The 19,220-nt window shown below is 40.3% G+C and carries 16 protein-coding genes and 2 tRNA genes (1 of these 18 cut by a window edge); 9 read left to right on the top strand and 9 right to left on the bottom strand.

Annotated elements, in window-relative coordinates:
- Nucleotides 1-15: transfer RNA gene (locus tag LEP1GSC062_RS02315), tRNA-Arg, on the top strand (it extends 62 nt beyond the left edge of the window).
- Between the two features lie 327 nt (nucleotides 16-342).
- Nucleotides 343-1,203, top strand: a complete 861-nt coding sequence (gene prmC / locus LEP1GSC062_RS02310; protein WP_039940956.1) for a peptide chain release factor N(5)-glutamine methyltransferase — start codon at nucleotides 343-345, stop codon at nucleotides 1,201-1,203.
- A 510-nt stretch (nucleotides 1,204-1,713) separates the two neighbouring features.
- Here prmC and LEP1GSC062_RS02305 read toward each other — a convergent pair.
- The 8 genes from LEP1GSC062_RS02305 to rpsT form a co-directional block, all read right to left on the bottom strand.
- On the bottom strand, nucleotides 1,714-2,058 hold the full coding sequence (locus LEP1GSC062_RS02305; RefSeq protein ID WP_002619748.1) for a P-II family nitrogen regulator: 345 nt from the start codon (nucleotides 2,056-2,058) through the stop codon (nucleotides 1,714-1,716).
- 34 nt (nucleotides 2,059-2,092) lie between these two features.
- Nucleotides 2,093-3,364 carry an ammonium transporter gene (locus LEP1GSC062_RS02300; protein WP_010577072.1) on the bottom strand — a complete coding sequence of 424 codons (1,272 nt, stop codon included), beginning with the start codon at nucleotides 3,362-3,364 and terminating at the stop codon, nucleotides 2,093-2,095.
- Nucleotides 3,365-3,919: 555 nt separating this feature from the next.
- A complete protein-coding gene (locus LEP1GSC062_RS02295; protein WP_020983230.1) occupies nucleotides 3,920-5,530 on the bottom strand; it encodes a carboxyl transferase domain-containing protein in 1,611 nt (536 codons plus the stop codon).
- Between the two features lie 16 nt (nucleotides 5,531-5,546).
- Nucleotides 5,547-6,593: a GlmU family protein gene (locus tag LEP1GSC062_RS02290; RefSeq protein ID WP_010577073.1), complete on the bottom strand. Its 1,047-nt coding sequence runs from the start codon at nucleotides 6,591-6,593 to the stop codon at nucleotides 5,547-5,549.
- 5 nt (nucleotides 6,594-6,598) lie between these two features.
- Entirely contained in the window at nucleotides 6,599-8,431 is a 1,833-nt protein-coding gene (gene glmS / locus LEP1GSC062_RS02285; protein ID WP_010577074.1) for a glutamine--fructose-6-phosphate transaminase (isomerizing), read from the bottom strand.
- Nucleotides 8,432-8,433: 2 nt separating this feature from the next.
- Nucleotides 8,434-9,816 carry a phosphoglucosamine mutase gene (gene glmM / locus LEP1GSC062_RS02280; RefSeq protein WP_010577075.1) on the bottom strand — a complete coding sequence of 461 codons (1,383 nt, stop codon included), beginning with the start codon at nucleotides 9,814-9,816 and terminating at the stop codon, nucleotides 8,434-8,436.
- Between the two features lie 38 nt (nucleotides 9,817-9,854).
- Nucleotides 9,855-9,927, bottom strand: a tRNA-Val gene (locus LEP1GSC062_RS02275).
- A 17-nt stretch (nucleotides 9,928-9,944) separates the two neighbouring features.
- A complete protein-coding gene (gene rpsT / locus LEP1GSC062_RS02270) occupies nucleotides 9,945-10,217 on the bottom strand; it encodes a 30S ribosomal protein S20 (RefSeq protein ID WP_020983251.1) in 273 nt (90 codons plus the stop codon).
- A 149-nt stretch (nucleotides 10,218-10,366) separates the two neighbouring features.
- Between rpsT and LEP1GSC062_RS02265 the strand changes: the two genes are divergently transcribed.
- The 6 genes from LEP1GSC062_RS02265 (at nucleotide 10,367) to LEP1GSC062_RS02235 (ending at nucleotide 16,276) form a co-directional block, all read left to right on the top strand.
- Nucleotides 10,367-10,741 (top strand): hypothetical protein, encoded by a 375-nt coding sequence (locus LEP1GSC062_RS02265; RefSeq protein ID WP_010577077.1) that lies wholly within the window; start codon nucleotides 10,367-10,369, stop codon nucleotides 10,739-10,741.
- Between the two features lie 33 nt (nucleotides 10,742-10,774).
- Complete coding sequence (locus LEP1GSC062_RS02260; RefSeq protein WP_020983260.1) at nucleotides 10,775-11,851, top strand: LIC_10450 family protein; 1,077 nt, start codon at nucleotides 10,775-10,777, stop codon at nucleotides 11,849-11,851.
- A 12-nt stretch (nucleotides 11,852-11,863) separates the two neighbouring features.
- Nucleotides 11,864-12,661 (top strand): hypothetical protein, encoded by a 798-nt coding sequence (locus tag LEP1GSC062_RS02255; protein WP_020983286.1) that lies wholly within the window; start codon nucleotides 11,864-11,866, stop codon nucleotides 12,659-12,661.
- Nucleotides 12,658-13,353 (top strand): glycosyltransferase family 2 protein, encoded by a 696-nt coding sequence (locus LEP1GSC062_RS02250; protein ID WP_010577078.1) that lies wholly within the window; start codon nucleotides 12,658-12,660, stop codon nucleotides 13,351-13,353. Before LEP1GSC062_RS02255 ends, LEP1GSC062_RS02250 begins: the two co-directional genes overlap by 4 nt.
- Nucleotides 13,354-14,014: 661 nt before the next feature.
- Complete coding sequence (locus LEP1GSC062_RS02240) at nucleotides 14,015-14,419, top strand: STAS domain-containing protein (protein WP_039940954.1); 405 nt, start codon at nucleotides 14,015-14,017, stop codon at nucleotides 14,417-14,419.
- Nucleotides 14,420-15,247: 828 nt separating this feature from the next.
- On the top strand, nucleotides 15,248-16,276 hold the full coding sequence (locus LEP1GSC062_RS02235; RefSeq protein WP_039940896.1) for a hypothetical protein: 1,029 nt from the start codon (nucleotides 15,248-15,250) through the stop codon (nucleotides 16,274-16,276).
- A gap of 483 nt (nucleotides 16,277-16,759) precedes the next feature.
- On the opposite strand, the gene LEP1GSC062_RS02230 is transcribed toward LEP1GSC062_RS02235, so the two are convergent.
- Nucleotides 16,760-17,647 carry an alpha/beta fold hydrolase gene (locus tag LEP1GSC062_RS02230; RefSeq protein ID WP_020983299.1) on the bottom strand — a complete coding sequence of 296 codons (888 nt, stop codon included), beginning with the start codon at nucleotides 17,645-17,647 and terminating at the stop codon, nucleotides 16,760-16,762.
- A 138-nt stretch (nucleotides 17,648-17,785) separates the two neighbouring features.
- Here LEP1GSC062_RS02230 and LEP1GSC062_RS02225 point away from each other — a divergent pair, with 138 nt between their 5' ends.
- Nucleotides 17,786-18,787, top strand: a complete 1,002-nt coding sequence (locus LEP1GSC062_RS02225; RefSeq protein WP_039940892.1) for a class I SAM-dependent methyltransferase — start codon at nucleotides 17,786-17,788, stop codon at nucleotides 18,785-18,787.
- The last annotated feature ends 433 nt before the right edge of the window (nucleotides 18,788-19,220 follow it).

Raw genomic sequence — 19,220 nt, 5'->3', positions numbered from 1 at the left:
CTCTCGGGGGCACCAATCTAATGTTTGGCCTTCAATCGGAAAAATTGTGTTTTCAGAGAATTCTTTCCGAATATCTCAAATAGTGGGAATTCCTACGGCTGTTTTTAGAAGGAAACTTTTTATGAAACGAAAGAATTCCCACATTCTAAAAATAAAAAACATGGCAATATTCGGGATCGACCTTTTTCACGAATCGAAAATTTTCAAAACTTGATTCCGAACTTAGGTTGCAAGAGTTCCCACAATTTATGAAAATTTAAAATTGTGCTTAAAAAAATGGAATCCACTGCAATGGAATCTCTTAACTTGACGGCACTGGACACTAAGCCCGACTTCAAACCGATGCAACATCCAGATTCAATTCTCACTCTTTTGAAAAAATCAGAGGAATTCTTGAAAAAGAAAGAAATTCCGAGCGCACGATTGGATGCGGAAATCATTTTAGCGGACCTTCTCAATCTCCAAAGAGTAAAACTATACGTGAACTTTGAAAGACTTTTAACGGAAACGGAAAAAAACGCTTACAGAGAAAGAATCGTAGACCGTTCCAAAAACAAACCCACAGCTTATATTACGGGCCAAAAGGCTTTTTATAATTCTGTGTTCTTCGTAAACGAGAAAGTCCTCATACCGAGACCCGAAACCGAAGAACTCGTGGAAAAGGTTTTATTCGATTTCAAAGGGAATCATGGTGAACAAAGCGTATTGGATCTTTGTACGGGAAGTGGCTGTATCGGAATCAGCTTGAAATCAGCGCGGAAGGATTGGAATATTACGTTAAGTGATATTTCAAAAGACGCTCTCGAAATTGCAGCAAAAAACGCGATCCAAATCATCGGAGAAGGAAACAATATTCAATTTTTGGAAAGTGATTTATTTCTTTCGATTCCAAAGGAGTCCAAATTCGATTTGATTGTCACAAATCCCCCTTATATTCCCATTTCGGATAAAACAGAAATGATGAAGGACGTGATCGACTACGAACCTCATCTCGCACTATTTTTGGAAGATCCAAAAGAATTCTTATCCAAATTGATCGAAGACGCTCGACTTCATCTGAACGAAGGCGGAAAGTTTTATATGGAAACTCATCCTTCTTTGGCCTGGACTTTCGTTTCCGAATCGATAACAAATGGTTGGAAAGAAGGAAAAGTGGAAAAGGATCTTTCTGGAAAAGATCGATTTGTCGTTTTGACAAAATAGAGTTGAAAAATTCCGTGATTCAGATTAACAAAACCGCTTCAAACGTCCGTTTCAATAGGGCAGAAACGGATAGAGAATTAATTTTTCAACAATTCTAATAGTCGCAGAATGTTTTCTTTTCGAATCGGAAATAAATCCTCAACCTCTTAACAAGATCTATCCCTAAGAAAATAAAGCTTGTTTCCACTGATAAATGGAAAACGTCATTCGATGCTTTCCCAATCTTCCAACGCACCTCTGTGAAAAAACGAACCTACTCAGACTTAAAGTCGATCTCAAAGCGAGTCAAAATCAGAAGGCAGATCTTAAACAACGTGAGTTCGGCCTAAGAAAGTTTGGGCGAATAAGAAACTAAAGTGCAACGACTCCCGATGGGTCGTCGCAACAGCTCGCGAATTTCATAGATAAAATAGCTCGCGACCGCGCTTTAACTCAATGTTTCTCCCTACGGGTCGAAACATATAATCGCTTTCGCATTTTGTTATATCGAACTCACGTTAAGTAAATAAATCAGATCGCGGAACTCCCTCTTTCTCCGGTTCTGATCCGAATCACATCCTCAAGAGGAGTAATAAAAATCTTTCCGTCTCCGATCTTTCCGTCTCCGGTTTTTGCTGCTTTCAGAATAGCGTCCACAGTAGGTTTTACAAACTCGTCGTTAACGGCAATTTCAAGACGAACTTTTCTTAGAAGATTCACTTGGTACTCGTGACCTCGAAAAACTTCGGTTTTTCCTTTTTGTTGACCATATCCCTGAACATCGCTCACGGTAAGTCTGTAAATTTCATTCTTCGTTAATTCCGCTTTTACTTCTTCCAATTTATGAGGCTGAATGATAGCAACGATTAATTTCATAGAATCTCCTTATTCAAAATTCTTCAGTAGTTAATTAAAGAATATAACCCTTTTCGCCGTGGATCTCCGAATCCAAACCAGTGATTTCTTTTTCTTCCGAGATACGGAACCCGATCGTTTTATCGATCAGAAATACAAGAATCACAGACACTATAAAAGAATACGCTCCAGTTGCAATGACACTGATTATCTGAACCAGAATCTGATCTCCTCTGCTTAAAACGCCTGCGCCAAGAGTGAGAGTGAAAACTCCGGTAAGGATAGCGCCTAACGCACCACCCACTCCGTGAATTCCGAAAGCATCCAGGCTATCATCGTATCCGAGTTTTCCTTTTAAAAGAATCGCACCGTAACACACGGGGCTTACAAGAAAACCCATGATAATGGCACCTTGAACACCAACGAATCCGGATGCGGGAGTAATCACAACTAAACCTGCAACGATACCGGAAGCGGCTCCAAGAGCGGTAGCTTTTTTTGTATGAAGATATTCGATTACAAGCCATGCGACACCGGCAGCCGCTGGAGCAATCAATGTAACTAAGAATGCTCTTGCCGCGACTCCGTTTACCGCAAGACCAGAACCTGCGTTAAAACCAAACCAACCGAACCAAAGTAAACCGGCGCCGATCAAAGTGTAAGTAAGATTATTCGGAGCGATCAGAGAAGAACCCTCTCCTTTTCTTTTTCCGAGAACAAGTGCAGCTGCAAGACCTGCAATCCCGGAAATCAAATGTACCACGGTTCCTCCGGCAAAATCCAAAGCACTCATTTTAAAGAGCCAACCATCCACCGCCCAAACCCAGTGCGCAACCGGATCGTAAACAAGAGTGGACCAAAGAAAAATAAAAACTATATAACCGCCGAATTTTACTCTTTCAGCAATCGCTCCCGAAATCAGAGCAGGTGTGATCAATGCGAACATTCCTTGAAAAAGAAAGTGAATATATTTGGGAATCGTTAATTCCAAAGTGTTCTCGTCGATGCCGGATAGAAAAACGAAATCAAAATTTCCAAAATAAGGATTGGTTCCCGAAAACGCAAAACTATACCCAAAAACTGTCCACTGTAGAGTTAAAACCAAAATCGCCACAAAACTATGCATCATAGTCGAAAGAACGTTTTTAGATCTTACAAGACCGCCATAAAACAACGCTAGTCCAGGAATCATAAAAAACACAAGGGCCGATGCGACGATCATCCAGACTGTATCTCCTTTATCCGCTACGGGGGTCGCTTCTTGTCCAAATACGACAAATGGAAGAAGTAGAAGAAGCAATAAGATTAATCTTTTAGTCCAATTCATAATCATTCTCATCCCAAATCAATTGATACCTATTACATGCAAAATCGATACCAACTAAAGAATAATTTAAGAATTTTCAGAATATGAAAAAACTTCTCCTGAAATGCTGTAGATCCCACATTTTTTGAAAGAAGAGCCAAACACAAATCGGAACCAAAACTAAGGCTACAAAAATTCCAAACTCAGAATGAATTAAATACTTCAAATTGCCCAAAAAATAAGCAATTCTTGAAATTTTGCTATTTCTCTATAATAGATGCTAATAAAATCTAAAAACTGCTATTATTCTAACGTAAGTTCGGCGTAATAAATGTAAAAGCGATTATAAGGATTTTTAAAATTCGCACTTTCGAAATTAACTGATTTTTTCCGTATTCGGTTTTTATAAAAAGATTATATACATTTTAAGATGAAACTATCCGAAGTAGAGATTTGTCCTTAAAAGGGTATTCCCTTTAAAGCAATGTCAAAAACAAGGAGCAGAAACAAAAAAGAAAGTAACTTATACGATATACATTTTCAGTTCAATCAATCGAATTGCAGTTTAAAAATTCTCTACATTCTGAAAATTCCATAACGAGGATATTCCGGCCTTTTAGAATGATCCGCATAAAGAATAATTCCTAAAATATTTCTTGTTTTAGCCGGATCGATTACCCCATCGTCCCAAAGCCTCGCAGAAGAATAGATGCAAGAAGATTTACTTTCGTAATCGTCCAAGATTGGTTTACGAAATGCGAACTGCTCGGCTTCAGAAAGTTTTTTGCCTTCTCTTTCCAATTGCTCCATCTTTACTGTCAAAAGAACATTTGCCGCTTGCTCTCCACCCATTACAGAGATTCTTGAATTCGGCCACATCCATAAAAATCTTGGATTAAAAGCCCTTCCGCACATTCCGTAGTTTCCTGCTCCGTAAGAACCTCCGATTACTACCGAATATTTAGGTACGACGGAAGTTGAAACCGCATTTACCATCTTGGCACCGTCTTTTGCAATTCCTGAATTTTCGTATTTTTTACCGACCATAAAACCGGTGATGTTTTGAAGAAACAAAAGAGGAATCCCTCTTTGATTACAAAGCTCGATGAAGTGAGAGGCTTTGAGCGCGCTCTCCGAAAATAAAACTCCGTTGTTTGCGATGATTCCCACCATCTTTCCGTAAATTTTTGCGAAACCCGTTACAAGTGTGGTTCCATAATACTTTTTGAATTCTTGAAAACGAGATCCATCCACAATTCTCGCGATGATTTCACGAACGTCGTAAGTCTTACGAATGTCCCTTTGTATGATTCCGTAAATTTCTTCGGAAGGATATAACGGTTCTTCCCAACTGATTGAACCTTTTGCGGCAACGTTCCCCGCATGATGCAAAGTAGAAACGATGTTCCTTGTGATCTCAATCGCGTGCGCGTCGTCTTCTGCATAGTGATCTGTCACTCCGGAAATCGTACTGTGAACCAAAGCGCCGCCCAATTCTTCCGGCGTAACGATTTCCCCAGTCGCCGCTTTTACAAGAGGAGGGCCGCCTAAAAAAATCGTTCCGTTCCCTTTTACGATAACGGATTCGTCGGACATCGCTGGAATATACGCACCACCCGCAGTACAACTTCCCATCACCACTGAAATCTGCGGAATCTTAAGAGCAGACAAATTCGCCTGGTTATAAAAAATCTTCCCGAAATGATCCTTGTCGGGAAATACTTCGTCCTGCATCGGAAGAAAAGCTCCCCCGGAATCCACGAGATAAATACAAGGAAGAGAATTTTGAAGTGCGATCTCCTGCGCTCGGATATGTTTTTTTACAGTCAGAGGATAATACGTTCCACCTTTTACAGTCGCATCATTCGCGACGATCACACAATCGACTCCGCAAATTCTTCCGATACCGGTCAAAATTCCCGCTGCGGGAACACCATCAGGATATACACCCTCCGCAGCCAAAGAAGAAAATTCCAAGAAGGAAGTTTCCGGATCGATCAAAGAAGAAATCCTTTCTCTTGCGGTAAGTTTGCCTCTTCCTTTATGACGTTCGATCGCTTTTGCGCCGCCGCCTAACTCGATTTTACGAATCAGTCCGCGTAAAGACTCCACCTTCTGTTTTAGATCTTTAAAATTCTCTTTATATTCCGACGAGGACGTGCGTATTTTGGATTCTATGATTTCCATAAAACCCTCCGGATTTTTATTTTTTTACTTTAGATTCGTATAAAATGCGAATCAGTTCGGTTTCGGATAACGTGAGTTCTCTGTTTCTTCTCGCCATAATTTTTCGAGCGTCTCTTAAAAATAGATCGAGAATATAAGGTTGCCCCGATTCCGCCCAAGTAAACGGAGAAACATATCCGCCGATTCGAGAAGATACGACGTTTGATCCGAAATCCACTACGGTTCCCGTATTCAACATCACTCCGATCGCGATCTTACAATAGTCCGAAATCACGGAACCGAACTTGATGGAGCCTGTGATACATTCGTCGTTTTCTTCCCGAATTTTTACGACTCCATAATTGTTTTTTAAATCGGATGTGGTCGCGAGTGCGCCTATGTTCACCCAACTTCCAAGAATGGAATGTCCTAAAAACCCTTCGTGGTGTTTGTTCGTAAAATCACCTATCAAACAGGTTCCCACTTCTCCGCCGATTCTACAAGTAGCTCCGATGCTCGTCGCACCCGTAATTCTTGCGTTATCGATTTGAGAATTCGGTCCGATGTAGACCGGGCCTTCGATAAAAGAAAAGGAAGTTATCTTTGCGTCCTTGTCTACGATCACAGGTCCGGCCGTTGTATCAAATACAACTCCGGGATATATGACGGCGGACGAGTGTACATGAAGATGTTTGGATTTTCCGACAACGTGAAAGTGATTCGATTTTACTTTGAGTTTTCGAATCCATTTCCGAACTTCCTTACCAAGTTCGAGATCGTCTTCTATATGTTTTGCGGTTCCATCGATTAAATTCCACGGTAGACAAGACTCAGGCGTTAAAACCAAGTCCACATCCTTTTCATCATAAGGAAAAAGTTTCGGATTTCTTTCTAAAAAAGCCTGTTGAAAGGTAGGATTCGAATGCACATAGAAAATCTTTGCGTCCGGATGAAGTTCTTTCGTTCTTTGGACCGTATTCAAAATTCCATTACGAATCTCCGAAAAAGATCGAATGCGCGTTAGAGAACGTAAACCAACAGGAATCTCTCTTTCATCAATGAGAATTCTCTGAACCTTCGGCATTGAACTTACTCTACGGTTACGGACTTGGCCAAGTTTCTGGGTTGATCCGGAGGACAACCCCGAGCGATTGCGGAATAGTACGCAAGTAATTGCAAAGGAATCACGTTCAAGATAGGACTTAAAATCTCGGAACATTCCGGAATTTCAAAACAATAATCCGAAAGAGATTTCGCTTCTTGATCCCCTTCGGTCACGATCGAAATGATGATTCCTTTTCTCGCTTTGATTTCTTGAATGTTGGAAACCATCTTCGTATAAATTTCAGACTTGGGAGCGATACAAACTACGGGAACCTCGCTAGTGATAAGCGCAATCGGTCCGTGTTTGAATTCTCCGCCCGCGTAACCGGACGCGTGAATATAAGAAATTTCCTTCAGCTTCAACGCGCCTTCGAGCGCAACAGGATGATTGTAAGTTCTTCCTAAAAAGATAAAATCCTTTGCGGTCGTAAAGTGGGAAGACATCTCTTCGATCTTACTTGCCTGCGCGAGAATCCGATCGATCTTAGAGGGAAGTTGTCTGATTTCTTCGATAAGAGTTTTTTTCTCTTCGTCGCTGATCAACCACTTAAGGTTAGCCATGTAGATGGAAAATAAAAGAAGATTCAAAACCTGAGCCGTAAACGCTTTCGTACTTGCGACTCCGATTTCGGGTCCCGCGTCGGTTCGGATATAAGAATCCGATTCTCTTGCAATCGTGGAATTTACGTTGTTCACAAGAGAAACCACTTTGATGAACTTAGCTTTCGCCTCATGAATGGAAGCTAACGTGTCGGCGGTTTCTCCGGACTGCGAGATTCCCATGATGAGAGTGTCGCCTTCCACCACGGGATTTCTATAACGAAACTCCGAAGACGCTTCCGTATCGGTTTGGATCTTTGCAAAATTCTCCAAATAGTGTTTGCCGATCATTCCCGCATAGTAACTCGTACCCGCGGCCTGGATGATGATCCGGTTGACTCTGGAAAGCACGTCTTTGTTGAGCTTGATTTCGGGAAAAACAATTTCACCGTTATCTAATATTCTTTCTTGGATGATTTTACGGAAGATCCCCGCTTGTTCGTGAATCTCCTTGATCATGTAGTGAGGATAACCGCCCTTGTCCAGATCTTCCCAGCGAAGTTCTTGCTTTTTAAAAACGGGAGTAAGTTCCTTTCCCGAAAAATCAAACAGCTTGAATTCGTCTTGAGAAAAATAACCCCATTCTCCGGAGTTTACGTAATATACTTCTTCGCAGTTTCTGGTAAGGGGAGAAATATCAGAGGCCAGAAAATATTCTCTCTTTCCTTTTCCGATTAAAAGCGGGGCCCCGTCTTGGGCGAAATAAACACGATCTGGTTCGGTTTCAAATACGGTGGAAACCGCCCATTTACCGTGGATTTTTCCGAAGAGTTCTAAAAATGCGTCCTTGTTGGATTTTCCGTTCTTTTTGCTTTCTTCGAGCAAATGAGGAAGAACTTCCGTGTCGGTTAAGCTTTGAAATACGTGGCCTTTTTTCTTCAATTCGCTTTTGAGTTCGAGATAATTTTCAATGATTCCGTTATGCACAACCGCAACGGTCGAGTTGGAATCTGTGTGCGGATGGGCGTTGATCTGGTTCGGCTCTCCGTGAGTCGCCCAACGAGTGTGCCCGATCCCAACGTTTCCCGGCGCAGGAAATTCGCGCAAGTAAGCTTCCAGGTCCTTGATCTTCCCTTTCGCCTTTCGAACTAGAATATCACCCTGATCCAAAACCGCAATCCCGGCCGAGTCGTAACCTCTATATTCGAGACAGATTAGACCTACTACCAGTACTGATTCCGCATTCTTTTTACCGGCATAACCGACGATTCCACACATATTCAGGCATTCTCCATGAGACTTCCCGCGCGGTCCAGCAGAGAATTGAGATCTTTTTGGGTCCTCGCTTCCGCTATGACTCGTATGATCGGTTCCGTGTTAGAAGGACGAATGTGAATCCAAGAATCTTCCGACGCCAAACGTAAACCGTCCAGAGTTTCTTCGGAGAAGGTCGAAAATTCTCCACTGAACTTGGAATAGATATCCTGGAGATTTTTTCCCGCCACTTGAAAACTCGTTTTTTGCATGTGAATCTCGGGGAATTCTTCTAAGATAGAATCGATCTTCTTTCCCGTCGCAGCCATTTCATTTAGGATATGCGCGATTCCGGAGAGTGAATCTCTTCCAAAGGAAGCGATTGCGGGATCGATCACTCCTCCGTTTCCTTCTCCACCGAAAATCGATTTTTGGCGAAGCATTTCGGATACTACGTTCGCTTCCCCGACTTTAGAACGAGAAACGGAAACACCATATTGTCCCGCCACGAACTCGTTGATAAAACTTGTGGAAAGATTTACGACCAGGTTCGCCTTTTTAGGCATCTTACCCAACGCGAGAGACAGAAAACTCAAAGGAAGAGTATATTCTTCGGAGATCGCTCCCTTCTTCGGAGTGAGAACGACAAGGCGATCCGCGTCCGGATCCAGAGCAAAGCCGATATCGGCACCGGAAGATTTCATCTTTCGAGAAGTTTGTTTGAGCGCGTCCGGAGTCGGTTCCGGTGGTCTTGGAAAGGTTCCGTCCGGGCTACAGTGTAAAAGGATCGGCTTACATCCGAGCTTTTCCAGAAGTTCCGGAACCAAGGCGCTTCCCGCTCCATTGACTGCGTCTACGAGAACCTTATATTTTTTCTTTCGAATTGCACTCACGTTCACTCGTTTGAGAACGGACTCGATGTGTTTTTCAGACCATTCCTTTCCGGAGACAATTTTAGAAGAAGGTTTGTATTGAATTTGTCTATAGGATTGATTTCGAACCGTGTCCAGAATTTGTTCCAAATCCGCCGCTCCGGTAAAGAACCCGCCGGGGCCTATAAATTTAAACGCGTTCCATAGGATCGGGTTGTGAGAGGCACTGATCATGATTCCGCCTCCCGCTTTGGAAAGATTGACGACCGCTTTTACGGTCGGAGTCGGAACGATTCCGAGTTGTAGGACGTCTTTTCCCATCGCCTGCATCAAACCTAGGGCGATGTTTTCGATATAAGGCCCGGAAGGTCTGGAATCGCGACCGATTACAATTTTAGATCCTTCAATCCAAGTACCGAAAGCACGCAGCGCATCAAAAATAACTTCGGGAGAAAGTCCCGTGGGAATGATTCCTCGAATCCCAGAAACGGAAACCATGAGATCTGGATGATTGAATACGGAAGCATTTGTATTCATAAGTTTTAGAAATGGTTAATTTCTCCGGAAAAAGTATATGGGCGATGACAGGATCGAACTGCCGACATCCTGCTTGTAAGGCAGGCGCTCTACCAGCTGAGCTAATCGCCCTTTATCATTCCGTAGTTTTAGGCTGCTGCAGATACTGCGTTGAGGCGTTTTGCCATTCTGCTTTTTTTTCTATCTGCGTTTTTAGAATGGATCAAATTTGTTTTTGCAGCTTTATCTAAAAGAGAGGTATACTCTATAAAAAGAGCCATTGCTGCTTTTGGGTCTTTTTCTTTGATGGCTTTCAGAACTTTTTTAGCCTGAGTTCTGAGCCTGGACCGATTCTGGGAATTGGCCGCATTTCTGCGTTTCGTTCTCCGAATGTCCTTTTCTGAAGACTTGATATTAGCCAAGGCCTACACTTCCTATCGAATAAGTTTTTCCAGCTTTTCCGTACCCTAACTTCTGTCAAACGAATTCTTCTAAAATTCCACACCGATGAAAAGGGTTTTAGAACCTCTACGAGCGACTTCCGAAACCGGTAACAAAAGGAGAGGCAAAAATGAGGCAGAATCGTTTTGGAAATATTTTTTTGACTATTTTATTGGATCGGGACTTTTTTTCCCGTCTTCAAGAAGAGGAAATAGATCTTTCCCAACTTATAGAGTTGGGAGTTGTTTTTCTAGAGGACTTTGAAAAATCCGGGAGGTGTTTTTTGTCGACTGAAAGAGAAAAAATTTCCATCTCGTTATCCATTCGGAAAAGTTCTTATTTACAAATTTTTAATTATTGTTTCCATAGTTTTCGTTCGTTCGATTCGTTGATGGAAGAGGTTTCGCATAACGTATATCTGGATTTTCACTTACGCTTGAATCAAAAGCCGGATTTCCTTCTTTTTGACAAATACGACGTATCCCATTCCAAAAACTTTCTTTAACACAATAGTATCTGTATTTGAGGAAAAATCGTCATGTTAAAACGATCCGAATACATCGAAATCGATTCCATTTCTTCGGTAGATCCTAACGCGCTTTCCTTGGGTCAACTCAGTCAAAAATTTATCGATAAACAAGGGAACCGCTTTGCTCTTCGATTCAATCGAAATACCCGAAGAGCAGAATTCGTGAGGATTACTTTAGAATCTCCGAATGAAGCTCAGAAGCACAAACACGTTCCCCATTCGACTCATAGCCGACAAAGTGTAAAACCGGTCACACCTCTTCCCGTGCAAAAAATTTCTTCTCTGCAGGAGATTATGACCAAAACCCAGGAACAATCTTCCGTAAAAATTCCGAAGTCGAACCCAGACTCAGCCCAAACGATCAACGAGGTGGGAGTTCAAAAAAACGTCTTTCAAAAGACCAATCAGGATCGTCATAAATCGCAAGAAAGTTCCGGTTTAGACTTAGAAAAAATGGATCTCAACATTCTGGAAAGTCCCGCCCCCAAACAAGACTTAGGTGAACCTTTCTTAAAAATGGAATACGACTCCGCTCCTTCTTTCATTGAAGTAGATGTCATTGAAAAAAAAATCTCCGAACTCGCAAAGATCAAGGAAAGAATCCATTCTGTTTTGAACAACCTTCAAAATTCGAAAATTTTCGAAATCACAGGAGATCCTTCCGAAAATAAGAATATCATTGGAAACTTAAACCGAGAATTCGATATAGAATTTTTTCAGAAACTCGATCAAATTTTGAACTACCACAAAGAGCTGACCACATATCCAAGATCCGTAAATTACTACACTGCAAAATACGAATCCTCTAGAAAACAAATCCTCCAGTCCAAAAATACCGACAGTGAAAAACTTAAACTCGTGACCCTTTGGGAGATGCAGGAATTAATGTTTGGATTGGTTCAAAAACTGAAAAAAATGGTTTTGAACACCTTGAACATTCTTAACATGAAAAACGACAACCACATCAAACAACTCCTATACAATCAGCAACAAATGTTCCGGGATTCCAGAACCGCACTTCTGTATTGTTCCGAAGATATATCTTCTTTGCTTATTTCCTTGGAAAGATGGGTCGATACTGAATAGGAGAGATCTCCTATGGAACCCCTACAAAGCTCCGAAATCAAAGCCGTTCTAGAAAAACTCAGGACGGAATATTCAGAAAATTCCAAAAAAAATCCGAAAATCTTCGATTTAAAAGCGTTTGAGTCAAGGCTTACGATGATTCTCCAGCAAAAAGGAAACCTGGCCCAGTTTCTCAAAGACGAGATTCAATTTATAGAAACCCTAAAGGCCAAACACAAGGAATTGGAAGACAAAAAACAAGCGGCCAAGGGAGAAACGATCAATAAGATCCTGGAAGAACAAGAAGCAAAGCTTAAAAAGTATCAGAGGGTCGATTTTCATCCTTTGGCAAAACCAGAGATTCGTTATTTTTACGGCGCAATTCTTTCCTTTGCGGAAACCGAATTACCAGCTTTAATTTACATCTTCAAAGGAACTCCCGAATTTGCGATCTTCAAAGATATGATCACCGTCATTGAAAGAATGGGAATCAGCAGAAGAGGAATGCCTTCGATCCGAATCAACGAGCATATCAAAGCTCTGTTGGATGCAAATGGAAATCAAAGCACGATGGAAAAAGATGGTCAGAATATTCTGAAAGAAGTTTGTATCGCTCTGAAAGAAACGATCACTTCAATTCGGGAATGTATAGAAAAGAAGAGAGTTTCTCAAACCCTCTCCATCAAAATGGATGAGAGAGATTTCCCAAAAGCAGTGGAATCGTATCAGAATTTGGTTTTCGGAATCGCTCTTGAAAAAATAATAGTACGAGCTGATACCATTATCCGGGATTTCCGGATGGCCGAAATCACAGGTCTGGAGTTAATATGAAAGTTTCCATCGTCATTCCTTGTTATAACGAGAAAAATACGATTCGTAATATTCTGGAAACAGTAAAAAAAGTCCCGATCAAAAACAAGGAAATCATTCTCGTGGACGATTGTTCCAAGGATGGAACGAAAGATCTTCTTCAAACTCCCGCTCTTAAAAAACTGGCCAATCAGATTATTTTTCACGAAGTCAATCATGGAAAAGGAGCCGCTCTTAGAACGGGTTTTAAAGCCGCAACCGGAGATATCGTAATCGTTCAAGACGCGGATTTGGAATACGATCCGTTTGAAATTCCGGAAGTTATCGATCCAATTTACAAAGGCAAAGCGGACGTGGTATTTGGAAGCAGGTTCTTGAGCGGACGTCCGCATAGAGTTGTTTACTACTGGCATCGCCTGGGGAACATGGTGCTAACGACCCTTTCCAACATGTTCACCAATATCAACTTAACGGATATGGAAACTTGTTATAAAGCGTTTCGTAGGGAAATCATCCAGTCCATCGATATCAAAGAAAATCGTTTCGGCTTCGAACCGGAAATCACCGCAAAGGTTGCTAAAATTCCGGATGTTCGTATCTTTGAAGTAGGCATCTCTTATTATGGAAGGACTTACGCGGAAGGAAAAAAGATTGGTTGGAAAGACGGTTTTCGCGCAATTTATTGCATTCTTCGTTATAACTTATTCGACTGAGAAATGATCTTACGTCTGAATGAGAAGGATCTTCCCATAATTTTAAGATTTGGAATCGAATCTTACGTCCCGACTTAAAGCCTGCCCAAATTCTTCAAATCAATCAGTTTCGATCTTCCGTAAGTTCGTACGGCAGGGAGTCGTTGCACTTTAGTTTCTTATTCGCCCAATTTTTCTTACGTTGAACTCACGTTAAATAACGTGAGTTCGGTATAACAAAATGCGAAAGCGATTATATGTTTCGACCCGTAGGGAGAAACATTGAGTTAAATTCCGAAGGAATTGGAGCGAAAAGCGCGGTCGCGAGCCATTTTATCTATGAAATTCGCGAGCGATTCGCCCAAACTTTCTTACGCCGAACTCACGTTAAATAGATTCTAAAATTTCTTTGAAACAATTTTCATCTTGAAACTTAACAATGTAAGGAAAAGAGCCCAAACAATCTTAAAAATTGGAATCTACAACATTTAATTTTTAGAATCTCTTTCGTTTTATCCTTGGTGTTCGAACTCCGTTCCGTTTTTTCTTGTGGAGTTTGAAAAATCAAAGGATGAAAAGCTAAATCTCTTGCGAGATCGATCAAAAATTTATTTCTCATTTGTTATTGAATCTACAAATTGATATAATTAATATGAACAAAGATATCTTTGGAGAAAGAATTATGGAAACTAAATCCGACCCCCTGAACCAAAAATCCAATGAACTGAAACTTTCGATTGAAAACATTTCCTCCGCCGGAACCCTTCCCGGCCCAGCGATTATAGTTCAAATACAAGGAGACATCAACATATTCTCGGCCAAAAAATTAAAAGACGCCTTTAACGAAGCTATAGAAAAAAAAGTTTATATTCATCTTATAGATCTTTCGGGTGTACGTACTATGGATTCCTCCGGAATTGCCACCTTTATCGGAGCTCAAAACCAATTGAGCAAAATCCCGGGCGGTGGGCTTGTACTCTATTGTCTCACTCCTCAGATCGAAAAAATGCTCGAATTAACGAGACTGAAAGCGCTTTTCCGCACGGCTTCCAACTTTTCAGAAGCGATTCGAATTCTTAGCGTATAAACTGAACTGATTCCATTGGAAAACATCTGAAAAACAATATTTATCAACAAAAAACAATCGAAAGAATTTGTATTTTGAACTTGCTAAAGATTTATTCAGGATCCATTTAAAAAAATAACTTACCGTACTTTACAATAGGAAAAACTACAGTGTGAAATTTATGGAATTGTTAAAAAGTTTCATTGAAATACAGAAGAAAAAAATTTTATGATTTGAGATAATTCAAGCTACAAACCAAGGATATAAAGAAATTCCACTCATCCCTCAATGACCAATTAGAATTTTTCTCTCCGACTTTTCCTTCTAACACAATTCGAATCAATTCGTATAGAATTGAGTAAAAACGAATCCCAGTAAAACGTCTTTCAAAAGCCCGTCTCAAAACGTAGAAACTCCTACATTTTTTTAGGTTTTGAAACGGGTTCTAAGTTCAAATAAATTATCTTTCACACGGTATTCAGTTTAATTTTGTTTAGAAAAGTCTAAAAAACATTCAATTTTTAAAGTTATTTTTAACACGACACTTACCCAAAATAAAAATTAGATTTTTATTATATAGTTCCGCTTTGGAAATAATAAAATTTTCCGTAAAAATTTCGTTTGGTTTTTGTAAAAACGATACTTCCCACTTCCATTTTTCAGAGACTTAAAATTCGAATCTAATTTTCTCGATCAAATAGTTTGTAAGAAAAACTAAAAAGCAGAAATCTATCTCACATTAATAAATCTGAATTTGCAATCTACGGAAAAAACATAGTCAAGAATGGGTCCCCTTCCATTTTAGTATTTTTAAGATATTAAAATGGAAATTTTTCACTCCTAATTCCCATGAATTTAAATCAAACTCGAAATCTTAAGATTTCCTTGAAGAACTTCATTTACATTCTCATCTTTTGTTTCTCTTCGTTTCCCATGTTTTCTGAATCTCAAACGAAAAGTACGGACCAGCAAAAAGTCACTCCTTTCATACGGGCAAACTCAGAAGCTCAAACGGAACAAATTCTCCCAAACCAGACTTCTGTCGAAACAAAGGAACCGCCCAAAAGAGTGGATCAGAAAAAGGGAACTTGGAGTTTTCAGTGGGGTTATAATCGTGATTCTTATACACAAAGTGATATCAATTTTCACGGCCCCGGATATAAATTCACTTTGAAAGACGTGGTTGCAAAGGATAAACCCGAAAGATTCGATCCGTCCGTTTATCTGAACCCGAGTATTTGGGAGATCCCGCAATATAACTTTCGTCTAACTTATTATATTACAGACAGATTCTTTTTCGCTTTTGGCCAAGATCACATGAAATATGTGATGAGCCGAGGACAAGCGGCAAACATTTACGGTTATATCGACCCTCTTTCAATCCAAAAGGCTCATCTCGGAACTTCTCCCGATTCGGCGGTTTATCTATACCTATTTCCTGATGCGTATAAAAAACTGGAAGGATATCACAACGGAGAGACAATTAATATCACTCCAGATTTCCTAAAATTCGAACATACGGATGGATTAAATTTTCTTTATATAGATGTGGGAACGATCCAACCTCTTTTGATTTCGTCCAATGGAGAAAATGCTCTCAGCTTCGTCGCATCCGTAGGCGGAGGCCCGATCATTTGTAGAAGCGACGTTCGTCTTTTTGGAGAAGGGAAAAACAATCATTTTCATGCATCCGGCTATGGAGTTTCCGGTTATGTTGCAAGTCGTGTCGACATTTATCGACTCGTCTTTTTCGAACTCGGCGCCAAAGGAGGATATATCGATCTTTCAAGCATCTTTACAAACGGACACTCTAAAGACCGAGCTAGTCAAAATTTCGGATTTTTAGAATTAGTGATTTTTGGAGGAGTGAATTTCTAAACATCTACGAAGAATATTTCGTCCAAACAGATTTTCATTGTATTCTGTTTAATATCGTTCGATTTTTTATGCGATCCTTACATATACAAGATAAATCTAATATAATCTGTAAGTTCGAACTTTTTACCAACAACACACCGACATCTCTATAACACCCGAAAATACCTCACACCATGGCGGGAAGTTTATCAATGTTCAGAACTCTAATTCGGGATTTATGTGTGTTATATCGCTATTCCTGAAACAACCCAAAGAACATGGAAAAGCGCTTTCAACACGAACCCGATGGATAATCCAACCGATAAAAAAGTACGGATACGTCAATAGAGTTGTTGAAAAATTCCATGATTCAGATTAACAAAACCGCTTCAAACTTCCATTTCAATGAAGTAGAAACGGATAGAGAATTAATTTTTCAACAACTCTAATAAAGAGTAAAATACGTCCGACGCTTGAGAAAAAACCGAGTATATCTACGCACTGTTATACGGAATGTTTGGAAACGAACTTTTGAATCAACTCCGTCACTACGTTCGGTTGTTCTCGGTGCACCCAATGATTGGAATCTAGTTTATGAATTTCTAAATTTTCAACATAGTCATATGTGTTTTCATATACTTCCGGAAGAACGATAAAATCCTTTTGAGGAATAATTAACTGCACGGGGATTTTGATGTTGGAAGGGGCGGAGATTACCGTTCTACCGAACAATAATTCCCGAAACAGATTGATGGGGGCGATTGTCGCACTGTAAATATCATTTCGATTTACTTTTCGGAGGAAATCTTTTTTTGGAACTCCGCCGAGGTCCATGATCCATTTATAAATCAATTCACCGAAATTTTGCCACATCAATTCGGGGAGAATTGGAATTTGAAAAAACCAGATATACCAGGAACGAAAACTCTGATCGATTACTTTTTTCCAATTATCAAAATTGAGACTGAATAGATCGTCGATCATTCGTTTGCCCGCAAGCCAGGGGTGAGGACCGGAAATCGCAGTAAAAGAATTTACGTACTTAGAATATTTCGGATCACTAATAAATAACCAGCCGAGTGTAGCCCCCCAATCGTGACCGACTATGTGCACCTTGCTATTCTTGGAAAGAAAATTGATCGCTTTCAAAAGATCGGGAAGAATCACCGCATAGTTGTACTCGGATTGTTCCAAAGGTTTGGAAGACCTTCCAAAACCTCTTAAGTCGATCGCACCTAACCTAAATTTTTCCTTTAAGGAATCGATCTGCAAGTCCCAGGTTTTATGAGTATCTGGGTATCCGTGGATGAATAAGATAACATTCTTCGAATCCGTTTCCGAATAAGAGAGAAATAATTTTACTTTTTGATTTTCTATGTATGTGTATTTCAAAATTTCAACTCCCTTCTTTGACCCGGAAAAGGAAACCGTCCTGCAATCGTTGTTTTTAGCGACAAATTTTCCAGTCTTTTTAGGAATCCCGATTCCGTTGTGATTGGATTTTAACTGAGATTTTCGTACATTGGCTCCATGTCGGAAAAACGATCCGAGAAATTCAATTCGCTTAACGATTTCGGAAGTCCGATGGCGATGTTTCGCAACAGACTTTCGAGAATGTCCAAACATTGGAAAAAGTGGGCGCGCAAAAGAAACATAGAATGTTTTCGAATTTACGACCGAGATATACCTCAGGTTCCCGTAAGCGTGGATCTTTACGGACCATACTGTCAAATCTCAGCGTATAAGAACAGTTATGAAATTTCGGATGAAACAAGAGAAAGGGAAAACGCGGAAATCGGGCAGATCGTCGCGGAGACGTTGAACCTTGATGCGGGTTCCATATTTTGGAAAAAGAGAGAACCTAAAAAGGGCAAAAAACAATACGAGAAACAATCCGAACAGTCGAAGTTACTAGAAGTAAAAGAGAACGGACTTCGATTTTACATAAACTTATCCGATTATATCGATACTGGGTTATTTTTAGATCATAGAATCACAAGGGATCTTATTCGCAAAGAATCAAAGGGAAAAAAATTCCTAAATCTTTTTTCTTATACGGGATCGTTTACCGTCTACGCGGCGTCAGGCGGAGCGACCCAAAGTTTAAGCGTAGATCTTTCCAATACGTATTTGGCTTGGGCTGAAGAAAATCTGAAGTTAAACGGACTCTCTCTTACAAAACATCGTCTACTCAGAGCGGACGTGGTGGAATGGCTTTATAACGAAAGAAAAAAGTCGGACCGGGAAAGGTACGATCTGATCGTTCTCGATCCACCAACTTTTTCCAATAGCAAAAAAATGACGGGAATCTTCGACATACAAAAAGATCATGTGGAAATTTTAAACATTCTCTATCAAGACTTTGCTCTCCCCGGAGCTGTATTGTATTTTTCCACGAACTTTAGAAAGTTTGAACTTTCCCAAACGTCCGTTCTCTGGAACAATCCGAAAGACATTACAAAAATGACCCTTCCGGACGATTTCAGAAATCAAAAAATTCATTTTTGCTGGAAAATGGAAAAACCGGTTTGATCTTATAACTTATTCTAAAACGGAATTTCCAAAGAAACACAAAGTTACAGAACTCAAACATCACGACTCTCTATGGATAACTCAAGCGTCATAGCTATTCTATCATAACCAACCCACAAGTAATTGGATCCGAAGATAAATCTGTCGGAATTACTACAAATCCCCTGTGAAACCTATGTCACTCAACGCGCCCATAGGAAAGCTCTGCGTTAAGTTTCTTCAACGTGACCTGTCGAGTGACCTAAACACCGACCCATAGGAAGGTGTTTGCTGAGTTTAGGGAGTAAGACATTATTGTTCCGATAAACAATAATCAGAATTCAATAAATTGCTTCCTACGGATCGCAATTTAGGAAGCGTTGTGCCTGAGTTTTCCTGATTTTGGGTGGAGATTGGGAAGACTCGGGAGATTTTTCTCTATCAGAAAATCATA

Origin of the sequence: Leptospira alexanderi serovar Manhao 3 str. L 60, from assembly GCF_000243815.2 — a bacterium.
Taxonomy (GTDB): domain Bacteria; phylum Spirochaetota; class Leptospiria; order Leptospirales; family Leptospiraceae; genus Leptospira; species Leptospira alexanderi.
The sequence above is the reverse complement of the archived record's forward strand: the minus strand, read 5'-3'. Positions and strand labels throughout refer to the sequence as shown.